This is a genomic window from Paenibacillus rhizosphaerae (genome assembly GCF_014192015.1).
GTDB classification, from domain to species: Bacteria; Bacillota; Bacilli; order Paenibacillales; family Paenibacillaceae; genus Paenibacillus_AQ; species Paenibacillus_AQ rhizosphaerae.
Genome location: NZ_JACHXJ010000016.1, coordinates 1 through 14184, shown reverse-complemented (window position 1 = coordinate 14184; position 14184 = coordinate 1). Strand labels below are relative to the sequence as shown.

At 43.9% G+C, this 14184-nt stretch carries 12 protein-coding genes; 2 read left to right on the top strand and 10 right to left on the bottom strand.

Translation table 11 applies throughout. The features are described from left to right. The 7 genes from FHS19_RS34460 to FHS19_RS34430 form a co-directional block, all read right to left on the bottom strand. On the bottom strand, nt 1–1156 hold a 1156-nt coding region (locus FHS19_RS34460; protein WP_183588005.1), incomplete at its 3' end, for an ABC transporter transmembrane domain-containing protein. A gap of 933 nt (nt 1157–2089) precedes the next feature. Then, the gene (locus FHS19_RS34455; protein WP_183588003.1) at nt 2090–2545 is read right to left on the bottom strand and encodes a hypothetical protein; all 456 of its coding nucleotides are present in this window, start codon (nt 2543–2545) and stop codon (nt 2090–2092) included. Between the two features lie 357 nt (nt 2546–2902). After that, a complete protein-coding gene (locus FHS19_RS35585; protein WP_183588001.1) occupies nt 2903–4750 on the bottom strand; it encodes a copper amine oxidase N-terminal domain-containing protein in 1848 nt (615 codons plus the stop codon). 320 nt (nt 4751–5070) lie between these two features. After that, nucleotides 5071–5259 carry a hypothetical protein gene (locus tag FHS19_RS34445; RefSeq protein ID WP_183587999.1) on the bottom strand — a complete coding sequence of 63 codons (189 nt, stop codon included), beginning with the start codon at nt 5257–5259 and terminating at the stop codon, nt 5071–5073. Between the two features lie 490 nt (nt 5260–5749). Further along, nucleotides 5750–6625, bottom strand: a complete 876-nt coding sequence (locus FHS19_RS34440) for an AraC family transcriptional regulator (protein ID WP_183587997.1) — start codon at nt 6623–6625, stop codon at nt 5750–5752. Nucleotides 6626–6773: 148 nt separating this feature from the next. Next, nucleotides 6774–7007, bottom strand: a complete 234-nt coding sequence (locus FHS19_RS34435) for a hypothetical protein (protein WP_183587995.1) — start codon at nt 7005–7007, stop codon at nt 6774–6776. 441 nt (nt 7008–7448) lie between these two features. Beyond that, the gene (locus FHS19_RS34430) at nt 7449–7952 is read right to left on the bottom strand and encodes a DinB family protein (protein ID WP_183587993.1); all 504 of its coding nucleotides are present in this window, start codon (nt 7950–7952) and stop codon (nt 7449–7451) included. Nucleotides 7953–9711: 1759 nt separating this feature from the next. Between FHS19_RS34430 and FHS19_RS34425 the strand changes: the two genes are divergently transcribed. Together FHS19_RS34425 and FHS19_RS34420 are read left to right on the top strand one after the other, a co-directional pair. Continuing rightward, nucleotides 9712–10218 carry an RsfA family transcriptional regulator gene (locus FHS19_RS34425; protein WP_183587991.1) on the top strand — a complete coding sequence of 169 codons (507 nt, stop codon included), beginning with the start codon at nt 9712–9714 and terminating at the stop codon, nt 10216–10218. A 430-nt stretch (nt 10219–10648) separates the two neighbouring features. Continuing rightward, entirely contained in the window at nt 10649–10852 is a 204-nt protein-coding gene (locus FHS19_RS34420; protein ID WP_246426975.1) for a hypothetical protein, read from the top strand. 55 nt (nt 10853–10907) lie between these two features. Here FHS19_RS34420 and FHS19_RS34415 read toward each other — a convergent pair whose 3' ends face one another. The 3 genes from FHS19_RS34415 to FHS19_RS34405 all read right to left on the bottom strand — a co-directional run bounded on the left by FHS19_RS34415 (nt 10908) and on the right by FHS19_RS34405 (nt 13766). After that, the gene (locus tag FHS19_RS34415) at nt 10908–11927 is read right to left on the bottom strand and encodes a hypothetical protein (RefSeq protein WP_183587989.1); all 1020 of its coding nucleotides are present in this window, start codon (nt 11925–11927) and stop codon (nt 10908–10910) included. A 19-nt stretch (nt 11928–11946) separates the two neighbouring features. After that, nucleotides 11947–12648 (bottom strand): RNA polymerase sigma factor, encoded by a 702-nt coding sequence (locus FHS19_RS34410; protein WP_183587987.1) that lies wholly within the window; start codon nt 12646–12648, stop codon nt 11947–11949. 431 nt (nt 12649–13079) lie between these two features. Further along, entirely contained in the window at nt 13080–13766 is a 687-nt protein-coding gene (locus FHS19_RS34405) for a DUF6199 family natural product biosynthesis protein (protein WP_183587985.1), read from the bottom strand. Between the last annotated feature and the right edge of the window lie 418 nt (nt 13767–14184).

The window sequence follows — 14184 nt, the reverse complement described above, 5'->3', positions numbered from 1 at the left end:
TTAGGGGATCATACAAACCAGTAATGAGATCTATAATCGTACTTTTTCCGACACCGCTTGGTCCAACGATTAAAGTCGTCGAACCGGGGGTGAGGCTGAAATTAACATTGGTTAGACCCTCACTACGATTTGGATAATTAAAATCGACATGATCAAAACGTATGCCCATTTCCTTTTGTTCTAACGATACTTTCAAGGTACCTGAATTTTCTGCTGGAGTGTTAAAAATGCTATATATTTGGTCAAGGACAACCTTGACTCTTTTCGTACCCAATTGCACCCTTTGTAAACTCGAAACCGATTGAAACACCATAGGTACGTAGGCTAAAAATGCGACAATACTTCCAATATTGAGAACTCCATGGCGAATTTTTATGTAACCATATATAATGACGATACTTAAACACAGTGATTGGAATAAAATAAGAATGCCTTTTTCATTAAAATCACCAATCAGTCTTCTCTTCATCCAATAGAGACGATCTAGTGCCAACCAGTCTTTCCAAACTTTAAGCTCTTTATCGCTGCCTCCGAAAAGACGAATGGTCCTGATATTTTCTAGAGATTCCTGAAGATAACCGGCACTTTCTGATCTTATATCAACATATTTTTTTTCAACACTTTTTACCCTTGCTCCCGTTAATGCTGTTAATAAAACTGTAATTAATCCACATGCCATGATAACTAGGCTTAGAGAGATATCCATCCAGAACATAGAAGTAAAGATAAATAATAAGGTAAAAAAAGATAAAATGGCGGGTACTAATTCCCGATCAATATAGCCTTCTCCGACAATAATTGAATCCTGGATGAATTGATACATTTTACCCGGAGGGGTTTTGTCCAAATATTCCGTATGCAACCCCGACATACGATTAAACAGATCACCACGAAGTTTTTGTGTGATTTTTTGCCCTACACCAGATAAGAAAAAAGTTTGAACGTAAGAAATAACTGTCGCCAATATAGGAATTGAAATAAGCAGAACAACGTTCAGTAGAAGCGAAGAAGAGTATTCTTTTGAAAGGCTATTTATGAGATTTCTGATAACAAGGGGTTGCGCAACGCTAAGAAGTGTTCCGATGATCGATAATATAAGTCCGATTAGAATTGTTATCCATAAAGGACGAACGTAATGAACTAAAAGGTTCTTCAATTCCACCTCTCCTTGAACATTTTTTGCTGAACCGTTGATATGCAATTGAATTTCCCAATATAGATAGAAGAAAACACGTCCGCAACCTGATAATAACTTCCAAATAATACACATAATTGCCGAAATCGCTTTAAATCTCTTCCAAAAATCATAAAAAAGACTTTGTTTTCAACGGTCGAAAATGTATTTCAAGTTTCTAGAGCTTGTACCGATTGGATGTGCAACAAAAAGCAAGCCTATATATGGATCATAATCGAACCCCATGGGCGGAGAAGTATTAAGGAGCTCCGATCCCTTCATCACCGTGATCTTTCCCCGTCTCCATTCCGATGATGCACCTCTCCTTCCGTGGGACATGACGATGATTTGATTAAACTATCCTACCCGTTAGCTTAATGAATTAGTGCAGTGAAGTGTAGTTTGATGCTTATCTAATCGGTAATCGGATTATGTTCTTGTCCTTTACGGCAATCGGTACAAGTTCTTGTCTTTGGTTCGGGACAAGAACTTGTACCGATAAACAAAAAAACCGCTAAAATAGCGGCTTTCATTGGGACCATGTTCTTGTCCCTCGACAGGGGATCGTTCGCCTTACCCATGAACACTACTTTCCCATTCGCCTCAACCGATTTACGGTACCATTCTGAGCTCTGAAAGTCATATTGGTAGTTAATATTTGCATTATAAATAGAGCTTGAAAAAATTTGACCGTCACGCCGGTAAATGAACACGCTCTGCAAGTCTTCCCGAGGATTCCGGATCGGCTGTACCAGAAGCCCCTGAACTTGATTATAATCCGCGTTACTGACGTTTCCCGTCTCCTGCCATTAAACCTGTTAAACCATTAATCCCCCATTCGTGTTTATAGGGTATATATAATATTCGGTCTTTTGTACAGAAGTAAAGGAGCTGCACTGGCAGCTCCTTTAACGTTTAATACGTGTGATTCTTAGCCTCACTGGCTCTTCGAACGATAAATGGTTTCATGAATTCACCAAACTCCGGAATATACACCCTCTCCAATGGAGAGCAAAGGACATACCCCTCTCCACCAACACCAGCCGTAAAAGTGAAATATTCATTTAATTTTGTCGTTATGCTTACTTGAAATGGTCCTCCTTTTGGCAAAGGACCATGATATGGTTTGATGTCTTCTTTCCTTACTTTTCGCAACATGATGATAAGCGCATCAATTTCTTCACTATTCAGCGTCCAGCAAAATCCAGGCCCCCATTTTACATACGCTGTTTGAACATCATTTGCAGTCAACCTAAACACCTGCGCATGAGAATTGCTTCGGGATACTTTAGATGTAGACCCCTCAGCAATAGTAGCAAAGCCGTAAACCAGAAGGCAGATAACGAGCAACACGGACAATTTCCTATTCATTTTTCACCTCACTTTTTAAGATAAGGTTTCCCTTAAATGAGAAAAGTCATTTCCAGTAATCTGCCGGTTAGTTTAGAAAAGACAGCCGATCACAAGAAGCCGGCTGCCTTCAACTGTCTTTATCGAGCTATCATTTACCCTTGGCGTAACCGTTACATGTCAACCTGGATAGGCGCGAGGAGTTGGATTAGTAATCCGTCACCACACACTAGATGTTGAGTATTCGGTTCACCCCGTAGCTTCGCGTCAAGGGCTAATTCATCGGCAAATGCAGTGTTGTGGTTCCAAAAAGACTGCACTTCTATCTTACATCCCATACTTTCGCTCATAGGATATCTACAGGTATGCAAAATCGAGCTAACTTTTCACCACAATAACAAATGTTACGATCGCCGCCAAATCGGTCTTCGGCAGTGAATTCGGCGGGTTGTAGAGCGTTATATAGTACGTTCCGGGCCCCTTCCCTGGCTTGAATCGATACGAGAAAGCGCCGTCCTTCACCGGAACGGTGAGGGCCTTACTGTCAACTTTGTCCATATGGTAGCTGAGACGCAGCGAATCGAAGGAAAGCCCCTTCAGCTTGCCCTGAATGTCTACATAGCCGGATTCGTCCGTCTCTGCATACCCTGCAGGCCAAGCGATGCCGTCGGCAGATTGCAGCTTAAGCTCCGTCTTCAAGCCGTCATAATACGGGATACCGCTGTACCGAAACGGAATTTTATCCGGCGAAAGATCAGCCTTAATCGGCACGTTCGTTATGACCTGCTTCGTCTGCAAATCTTGCAGCACAAGCTCGTTGTCGCCGGGAAGCAGTGCAATGCTGATATCGGCAACGTTATATTTGAGGCTGTTATAGCCAACGGGCGGTTTGTGCTGCACGTAACTCCAGCCATTCCAGCTACCGGTCGAGCTGTAGCGGCTGTTGCTGTACGTAAAGGAAGGCCCTCCGACGCTGAGCACGGAGACCGGATAATCTGCCTGATCGCTCGTTTGCAACAGCCGATAGTTCACAGCCCAGTGGCTATAATGAACCGTAATTTGCTTGAGCGCGGCGTCGTAATCGATCGGCAGGCCGAACTGCTCGGTCATAAAACGGAGCGGAACAAGCGTCGTGCCTGCATCAACCCGTATCGGCAGGGTGGCGATCTTCTTGCCGCTGCGATCGACTTCACCTGTCTTCAAATTCAGCTTCAACTCGTTATGCCAACCGTTTTGCGATAAATAGACGGCTCCTTCATTGGTCACGTACTGGATCTCACCGCCGATCACATGCACGATGTCCCGCAGCGGCAGGAAGACGGAGCCGTTGTAAACAGCCGGTTTATGAGCTAGCTGTATAAATTGGTTTTCATAGGGCTTAAACATGAGGTCGCGTCCGATTTGCAGGTTAAGTTGCGTGTCCACCGGAAGCAAAATGACGCTTGCATAATCCAGCAAATTTATATCCGGCCGGAAGCTTGTCAGCATTGATGTAAAATCGGACGGAGCCGCTCCTTTTAGTACAAAGGAGTAGAACGTGGAACCATCCACCGTCCAACTCGCAGCATAGGTGACGGTAGAAGTCCCCTGTCCCGTTACAAGTACTGTGCCTTTAGCGCCGGCTACCGGTGCGCCTGATTTCGCTAAACCGCTAAACATTTGATAAAGTGGATTGGCCTGCGAATTGCCGCCACCCTGCGACGTTTGCCCCGCAGCCGTTCCCTCCGCATAGTAATTCCATCCGTCTTTATTGAGCAGGAGTGAGGCCGTCGAAGGAACTTGCAGTTTGGCCGATCCAGATTGTCCCGCCTTCAGCCGAAACAGAACATTAGGAGCTTGCAACTCTTGCGCAGAAGCCGCTGGCGCTGCAGGTACCGGCAGCGTGTCTTTGACCGCTTGCAGCTCCGGAGTCCGATAACCTACGATTTCGTACCCATCCGATGTCAGCCGGCTCTTGTAGCCGTAATACTGCCAAGCCGAATCGGGCAACCGGGTCGGCAAAAACGCGGTGACCGGGCTATGTAAGTATAGTTGCTCAGCCATCGGCCTCATAAAATAGTTATAATAGCCGAACCCGGGTTCTAGCATAACATGATCCTCCGGATTCTCCGTATAGCCTTGAATGCTGTCACCATTTGGTTCAGCATGTACAGACGCTTCGCTATACGCTTGAGTCGCAGCCAACAGCATGGCAGTAGCGATAGAAGCCTGCAACCACCGCTTCACGCTTTTCTTCCTCCTCATCGATAACCGCACCTCCAAAAAATAAACTTTCGAGCCTTCAGCCGATTGGGCCGAGCCGCCTTCTCTTTACGTAACACTGATCATATAGACGGCCATTCTCTAGCTTTGTTGCGAGATCGAAGAAAATAACAAAATCGATAACAAAGGCAATATTATATCTGATCCGTAAGAATCAAACAGCCCCTATCATGTGATCATGGGGAGGGTGTCTTAGGAGTTATCGCCATCAAAAAGTCTTCAAACTCATGTACAAGCAGCCAGCTGCCTTCAAATTCTTTATTGAGTTATCGTCTCCCGTTAGCTTAATCATCGCCTTTGCGTTTCTTTCTCAATAAGTAATATTCAACTAAAGCCACGCCAGTTGAGGCACCAAATGAGACTAAAAATGCAGTACCGACATCCACATCCGGTTTAAATATCACGTTTAGAATAAGGTTTCCGATAAAGAAGACCGAAAACAAGGCTATGAATCTAAGTCCTATTCGCTTCAAGGGGTTAACCTCCATCGGATTTATCTCAAGGTTGCGTTTTTTTGCTTTCCATTGTCCCCGATAACCGTTGTATCTAACCTGCCCGTTAGCTTAATGAACTAGTGCAGTGAAATGTAGTTTGATACTTATCTTATCGGTAATCGGCTCATGTTCTTGTCCATTACGGCAATCGGTACAAGTTCTTGTCTTGGGCTCGGGACAAGAACTTGTACCGATAAAACAAAAAAGCCGCTAACATAGCGACTTTCAATGGGACTATGTTCTTGTCCTTCGACAATAAATCCATAAATCTGACCATTATCAGAGCGTAAATTGGATATGGTTCTCCTGTGGCCCGCTTGCGCATGTCACGAGATGAAATCAACGATTACACAGATAATATGTATAAGGCTACGGTTCTCCACGCTGTCTGTAACGGCAAGATTTAGGGCCATCCTTTGCGGGATGGCCCTTCCAGAAAGCATGGTCGCTCTTTTAGATCCAACTATTTCTAGCGGACTTTAACAACAGGAATCCATAACTCAACTTCTTTTTCTTCGGTATACACCTGTTTTTCTAACCCCACCTCGATTTCAGGGCCGACTTGTATCATTGGACCCTCAACTTGCTCGTATCCTGAGGAAGGAAACCATTCTCCATAAATGCGGTGCCATTTCTCCTTTTCCCAAGGAACCTTTACTTCAAATACTACCCAGGTCATAGCTGGCACAATTAACTCCGAGAGGTTTTCTGGACAGGGTTCTGTTGAAGCAACTGCCATGTAATAATCATAATCACGCTTCACACGTACTCCTTCACCGAAGCTCACATGCAAAATTCCGAACGGTTCTACATTGTTACGTGATTTCAGTTGGGCATACGTTTCGTTATCAGTCGATTTCCAAACCTCTTCCACACCAGGATGTTCACCATAATCTATTGGTGTAACTCTATTACTTACCCCAATCACTCGAAAAGCGTCCTTTTGCTCAATTCTAAACTTCATTGGCTCACGACCTCCTATAGATAATCGAAAGATCATCGGAGGAAATGCTTTTAGTGAACGGTTGGCAATTCTCGCTTCTGTTGGTGTAATGCCATGTAACGCGTGAAAAGCTCGAGTAAATGCATCAGGTGAATTGTAACCATACTTAATGGCGATGTCGATCACTTTGAGATTTCTATCTTGCAAATCAAATGCTGCGAGCGTGAGACGTCTGCGACGAATATATTCTTGAAGCGGAATACCTGCCAAGTAAGAAAACATCCTTTTGAAATGGAAAATCGAACAGTAAGCACGTTTAGCTAACTCATGTTCATCAATCTCATTCTCAAGATTCTGTTCGATGTATTCTAATGCTCCGTTCAAATTTTCGAGCATATTCATCCAACGACCTCCTTTCATCTATAGAATAGCGGATAATTTAAGCATACATCCGGCACATCTTGTTCAATTTCTGCAGGGTTGTTGCAATGCATAATATCCCATTCATAGGAATTCAATTGAACTTTCAGTAATATATCATATTCGTGACCTAGACCAAGACCCCTTTTCCAGGGGTCATTTTCTTTATCAGGAAGGTATGTAGATCGAGACCCATCAAAACAAAGTTTGACATTTTCATCTTGCGTCGCGCGGTAGTGAGCGTTTTGTAGTTTTTCCCGTTGCAATAAGAGCCGCTACGAACGACAGTTTCCTTATTTCCCCGTTGTACTAAATCCTCTTTGAGAAAGTTGTTAATCACGTCTTTTATATCCTCTGCATTCAAGAATATCATCCTCTTCCTGTAACATGTTTCATTTACTTATTGAGCTATCGTTTCCCGTTAGTTCAATTCATTAACTATAACCTTTGGTAAGCTCCAAACTTCAATGAAATTTCTATCCAGGTCATAGAATGAAAATGATTGTCCCTGATATTCAAAAAATTCCCCCTACCCTGATTCCAATTTTTTTGCAATACCGATACGCGAATTCTGCATCATCGACCATAAACCCGTATGATGATTGTGCTGCACCATCCGGATAGTCGAATTGTGAAGTCAGGTTATAGTCATTTTGCTGGAACAGAATTTTAATACCGGGGTCATTTTGCACCTCTATGTAATTAGGATCTTCATTTATTACTTTAAAACCAAAATGATCCCCATATCACTTTACAGAGTTATTGAAGTTACTGACAGTGATGGTTAAATACGCAGAACGAAGTTTCAGTCCCACACTAAATTCCCCTTTCTCATTTTTGCTATATATATGATTTGTCCTGTGTGACTTGGTAAATGTCTGAATTGATGTAATAGCATTTCTAGAACGGTACATTGATTATTCAATGCACCAGAGTCGAATGGCGGGTAATGTAAATACGGCTGTTCCAGCAGTCGTTCAGGGTTTGCTTTCATCATTTCGAGAACCCCAATAATAGAATCATATGACTTCTTCGAAATATCCAGTGCTTGATCTTTCGACATTTGCAACCCTCGTTTGAATTCAATGCTCCTGTACTCATTCAATGGAGCGCCGTAGTAAGCGGCATCAAACCAATAATGTGCTGCCCCATATATGTGCGCTATCAAATTAGCTATGCTGTTGCTCTCAGGCGTCGGTGACCAGGAAATATCTTCTTCGGATAATTGCTCAATCACAATGCGAGTCCATTTCTGATCCGCTTTGTATTTAATTAATAGCAAATCAATAACAATATTTGAACTGTCCAAGTGGCGAACCTCCCATTTTTACTAAATTATAACAAACAAACGTTCGTCCGTGAAGGTGGGAAACTCCTCACTAAGGAGAGGAACTAGACTTATTTTTATAATGTCAATTGCGTTAACCTGCCCTTTAGCTTAATAAAATGAGTAGGCTGCTGCAGCGCTCCTCATCCATTTATGGTATTCAACTATCGTCTCCCTGTAGTTCAATACGTAAAGCTACAAGTTCTTCCAGAGTAACGTCCAATAAGACCAGGAATGGAAATACGCGGTGAATTCTTAGGATGATATCTAAGGCATGTAGATAATCGCCTGTACAGAGCCACGAGCATATCCCCGATTAGCTCCCGCCTGTCGGATGGGATCATGTTCTTGTCCCTCGACAACATACGGCAGCCGCGTATTTGAGTATTTGTAGTACTTCCTCATGATTTTACCCAATTATCGTTCTCCATTATTTATTAGTTTTCCTCTTGTAGAGCCTATCTATAAAATGAATTAAAATATGTATTATTGTAATAAGAGATGCCATCTGTATGGACTTTATTAAGCTAATCCCTACAAAGTAATAACTCATAAGCAAAGTTGCAAAAAAATAAACTCCCACTCCTAATATAAACTTATACATATTCACACCCCCCTACCTTCCCAATATTAACATTTATCACACTTTCTATATTGAGTTTAACTACCCGTTAGCTTAATGAATAGCTTTAAAATTCAGTTAGATATTTATCTAATCGGTAATCGGAACATGTTCTTGTCCATTACGGCAAAAGGTACAAGTTCTTGTCCTCGACTCGGGACAAGAACTTGTACCGATAAAACAAAAAAAGCCGCTAAAATAGCGACTTCCAATGGGACCATGTTCTTGTCCCCCGACACGCGGCTCTACAAGAACTTGTACCGATTAAACAAAGAGACGAGCATCGAGGCTGGATCGACATGGTGACCATTTGGAGCCAAATTCGAGGCAGCTAACTTCCCACACTTCACGATCATGTACTACCGATCCAACACTTGGGTCGGTAGTATGTTTGTTAGAAACTTATCTAATCGGCAATAGGTCCATGTTCTTGTCCTTTACGGCAAAATAGCCGCTAATGAAGCGATTTGAAGTCAATTCCTCTTAAAATTAACTCGTATTTAATTTTCATTAAATCATCAGTGTGGTACTCAATTTGCATTTCCAAATCGGGGCAGTGGCTATTCATTAATAATTCAGCTTTATCTTTGATTCGAATTTGATGTACTTTATAGAGGTATATCAATTCTGAGTCAGGGCTAATTTTGAATTTGTTATACATTTTTACTCACCTCCATCCTTTTCGTTTACCTTTTAACTATAGATTTCTGGAACCATAGAAAATACCACTTTTATGCCGAACCAAGTTCGACCTCGATCCTATAACCTGTCCGTTAGCTTAATGTAATTGCATGGAAACATAGGTCTTCGCCGACACCGTGCAGCACCGATTCCGCCGGCGCCTTCTCCATCGCCAAAAGTAACAAGCGCGCAACGTCGTCCCGATGTACCGAAGGCTACCATTTGGATCCCTCGCCGAGATAGCCAAAGATACTCCCTTCTCGCGTGCGATGCCGGCCAGTTATACATTACCTGAAAACTCCAGTTCAATTTTGGAGTTTCGAGTTCCACTCATAACCTTCCTTTTTTTCAAACCACCGCAATGTAAAATGAAATCTGCATAACGTATCGACATTTTGGATAAACATGTTAATAGCACATTTATTGGGGGTCATTCCTATGCAAAGACAAGATGGTTGGACATTGGAAGACGATATTTGTCTATCTGAAACAGTAATAAATTGTATAGAACAGGGTGAAACACAATTAAATGCTTTTAAATTGGTTGCGAAAAAAACAAACAGAACACCGGCTGCATGTGGATTTAGATGGAATTCTAACCTACGGAAGAAATATGAACAACAAATTAATCAAGCAAAATTAAAAAGAAAACAAGCTCAAGGCGTTCTTAAAAAACACCCTAAACTCTCCGTTTCGATCCCCTCTGTTAAAACATACGTACCGGAGATCGATATAGACCAAGTAATTAGCTCGCTACAGGCGTTGAAAGAACAACTTGAAGGCATGAGAACGATCATCTCAAGCCTGCAAAACAGAAATGTTGAACTAGAACAGCAGTTGAATTCCAAGCCATCAGATGTTACCGAGGACATGAGGAATTTGCTTGAGATTATCAGGAGAGCTGAAAAATTAGGTCTAACAAACAAAGAAAAACCTGCCATTTAAGGCAGGTTATTTTGAAGTTAACATTCTCCGTCGGACTTTTGCCGTATGTAATCAAAGAACAATTCAATTGCTGGTGGCCGACTGGAAAAAACACCGAGGTTAGATCCACTCACGACAAAAGCCATCTCAGCTAATCGCGATTGCCTTCGGGTTGTCCTCTGGATCGTGAGCAATCCGGAGGCGGGAAAAGGTTATCCGGATAAATAACAAGGACAAGAATCAGGAATGACGAAGACCCTGCTGGCTACGTGCTGGCAGGGTCTTCTTTTATTTTGAGGTATAGAATCAACCAAGATTACCCAAAATGGTATTTAGGTATGCTCCTATAAGCAGCATCTGTTTCTCCTCTTCCCGGCCGTCCTTTTGGGCGGCCTTTTTGTTTTGCCCAATATTTGTTAAAATATGGTAAAATTTTGGGGTGAGGTGAAACATGATGAAAAGCAAAAGATTTATGAAGCTTCTGACTTCCCCGATTCATTTCCATACCGCCATGATAGAGCAAATCCCTGTGGCTGTCTTTACCGGTCAAGAAATGATCGGCAGCGGGAAAATCCTTGAAATTACAGATTTCGCAGTGAAAATCGGTGACGAATTCTACGTGCGTGAAGCCTGCACGTTTAAATATGCAGTATAAAAAAGGAGCAGCTGGCGCCGGCGAATACTCCTTTTTCTTGAGCTAACGTTCCCCGTTAGCTTAACAATGTGCGTGCTTTCCCATTAACCCATTGTTTCGCCGTAAGCAGTTCACGCATAGTCTCAAGCTCCAACAAGCCCTTCTCTTCGGCTGCTTTTGCCGCATTCAGCCTAGCAATTGCTCGTTCGGCATGCACGGAATCGTTGGGAGCTCCTCCGTCCGGGAAAGGAAACATTTCATTTAATACCCCTAGCGATTGTTCAACAACCGCGTAATGTTCAGCCGCACATTCCGAGTGTTTCCGTACTTCTTGTTCCAAAGTGGTTACTCCGTTCCAATCGATGGCTAGACCGCGCAAAAAGCGGTAAGCATGCTTACGCGCATCATAGACAACCGACGTGTTGTAAGAATTACCAAATGCATCTACAGTCCGGTTTGTAAACGCTCGAATCCATGCTTCGTAAGCTTTTAGACCGTTTTCATATTTCGGCAAATCGTAGTTGTGCTGACGCCTACGGGCATGGTCAATGATCATATCGAGTGCTCCGGAAAGCATCATTTCTTTACTAATATCAAACGAATCTGTAAGAGTGAGCACAAACATCTCGGTAACCTGTCCTCGACCAAGTCTTTCATAGGAAAGCTTTCCATCCCCCCGTGGGTCCTTCACATGAAGTACATTCTCGCCGTCATCATATCCGTATATGATCCCGAACTCCGGTATAAGCAAATCCCACCCGACAGCAGGTATTCCCCGATCAATGCTGTCTTGGATCATTTCAAGTGCTTCGGCAAGCATCTCAGGTGTCGGCGGTGTAAAATTTGGAGTACGCAACCATTTACACCGGAATCCTAGATTCAACAATCCCTTCGGCAGAATGTCTTCCCATTCATAACCGGTTGGACCGGCGACATCGACATTGTCTCCATTGATGTTTATGCGGAACGCATGACTCGAGTACCCCATAAATTCGGTGAGGCTTAACTCCCTTTTCTTTACTATTGCCCAATGCACCGCACGCCCCGCTGATGTCCAGGTCCCTCGCAGTTCCGTCTTCCAATCCTCATTGGCCATGACCCAAAACTCCTTTTTATTAAAATCGATTTCCGAATTCGTCCAGTATCCGTTTTTTGGGCTTTCCAAGAGCCCGACGGAATTGCACGTATCCGGCAATATGGACTCGGATGTGCTCACGTTGCAGCTTGATACGAGAACGGAAGAGATGGTTGTTTACGTTCGTGACGGTCATTCGAAACAATTCAGCGATTTCTTTCGGTCGCAGCTGCCGGTAAAAATGCGCCTCAAACACGTCCCGCTCTCGTGGGCTGAGACAGTGTAACATACCCCGTAGACCGCGAAGCATTTCTTCACGAACAAGACGCTCTTCAGGGGTTAGATCCTGTCTTACCGAGACCGACCGAGTCAGGTGAAACAACACGGCTTCAGCGTCTCCCCAGTTGCCTTCACCGCTAGATGGATTATAACTAGAAAGAGGCTGTTCTTTGCCGTAGGGACCACCACGACGAAGGCGCATGTATGTCTGGTTCCGAACAATACGTTGCAACCACGGCCCGAAACGCGAGGGCTCGAGTAAGCTGCCGAGGCGTATAAATGCACCGACCAAAGCTTCCTGGACTATATCATCGGCTAAATAGGTGTCCTGCGACATCGAATATGCAAATCCGTAGGCTTTGGCTCGGTGACGGCGTACCAATTCACCAAAAGCTTCTTGATCGCCTGCCCTAGCGCGACAGACAAGCACATCGTCCGCTTCATTGCTTTGTTCGGCTCTCATCTTTTCACGTAAGCCTCCTACGCTGTTCCGCACGTTATCCCTCCATTTTCCGTACTTCTTATGCATTCCTCACCGGTGTCCGCCTTAATGATGCCAATCCTGGCAAAAACATATCTGCCTTGCAGAAAAAAATCTTCACTTTCGCGCCCCAAGTCGATTTTGTTATGTTCCCCGGTTGTTGAGAAAACGGCAGCCTTTTCACCTGCTGCCGTGTATTCTTTCTTATTGAGCTATCGTTTCCCGTTAGCGCAATGAACTAGCTATTTATCTTGTCCTCCGGAGAAAAAGTGTTTCCTCAACTCTTCCATTCGGTTTATATCCAGGAGCCAATATCCTCCGATGATCTTTACCACTCGCCGCCTAGTTCGTCAATAGCCGCCCATACATCGCTCGGTGGATGGGCGGCAGTCGGCGCAACGGTCCACATGCGCCTAATAAGCTTTGAAAGCGACGAAAATCGAACCGATCATCACGACAATGCCGCCGACCTTGCTAATGAAATAATAGAAGTCACTCGGTTCGGGGTTCTCGTACATGAGCCGCTGTGGAGATAGACGGAACATTAAGTTCTGGAAGGCTTGGTACCGGAAGCTGCACCAACCAAAGATCAACAAGCCGAGGGCAAGAACCAGAAACCCTGGCATGCCTCGTTTGACATGATAATCGGAGTAAGCCGCGCTTACGAGCGCCGACGGCGGAAAATCTTCTTCCCCTTCCTCCTTGATCCGCTCGCCGTTGACGTACGTATGAATAACCATGACGATATTGCCTTTGTCATCATAGCTCAAGAGCATGCCATTATTATCCTCGACGCTGTAGACATGGCCGTTCGGATAGGTCACGCGGAACTTGGTCGAGTAAGGGACGCTTTTATCCGCAATCGCATAGGACTGCTCGCCGATGATCAAAGTGCGGTGCAACTCGTCGTCGGTGCGTACTTGGATGGGACCGGCTGTACTGCTATGATAGGTGACTAGACTGTCTTGCTCCCTTGAGAATTTGTATGCATCCTCATTCAGGTAGAAAACGCGGTCCGTGAAATAGGGCCTCGAAAAGAAGCCCGTCAAGACGGACACGAGGAGCACGGAGACGAAGAAAATAGAACTAGGTGTTATCATTTTTCGGAATAAAACCGCACGGGTATAAATATGCGCTCATCCTTTCTGCTTTATCCCTTTTACGTCCTAATAAGAGAGGCGGTTGCAAGCATTTATGCAAGGATATAACGTGCTTACGTTTTATTATCAAGCTTACGGCAGCTGACCATCATGCCAGCTGCCATCTTAAACAAATGTCTCCTGATAACGTAACATAAAGGGTTATGGCAACTGACAACTCAACAGGTGTGTAAGTGAATGCATTCATTAGTCCATTTGAAGTAATCCACGCTTGAGCGTTAGGAGGCTTAGAAAACTGTATTGCCAGAGCTCATCCTTTTGCTAAGCCTACAAATATAAGTACTACACCTAAAAGCGCGAACACAAAGCTGCTTATAAAATGTTTATTAATAATTAACTCTCCTCTCAGGTTAGAGCC

Excerpts from the sequence above, each read along its gene's own strand:
- FHS19_RS34455 (WP_183588003.1), bottom strand. The coding sequence starts at position 2,545 with ATGAATAGGAAATTGTCCGTGTTGCTCGTTATCTGCCTTCTGGTTTAC.
- FHS19_RS34440 (WP_183587997.1), bottom strand. The coding sequence starts at position 6,625 with ATGAATATGCTCGAAAATTTGAACGGAGCATTAGAATACATCGAACAG.
- FHS19_RS34425 (WP_183587991.1), top strand. The coding sequence starts at position 9,712 with ATGCAAAGACAAGATGGTTGGACATTGGAAGACGATATTTGTCTATCT.
- FHS19_RS34420 (WP_246426975.1), top strand. The coding sequence starts at position 10,649 with ATGATGAAAAGCAAAAGATTTATGAAGCTTCTGACTTCCCCGATTCAT.
- FHS19_RS34415 (WP_183587989.1), bottom strand. The coding sequence starts at position 11,927 with ATGGCCAATGAGGATTGGAAGACGGAACTGCGAGGGACCTGGACATCA.
- FHS19_RS34410 (WP_183587987.1), bottom strand. The coding sequence starts at position 12,648 with ATGAGAGCCGAACAAAGCAATGAAGCGGACGATGTGCTTGTCTGTCGC.
- FHS19_RS34405 (WP_183587985.1), bottom strand. The coding sequence starts at position 13,766 with ATGATAACACCTAGTTCTATTTTCTTCGTCTCCGTGCTCCTCGTGTCC.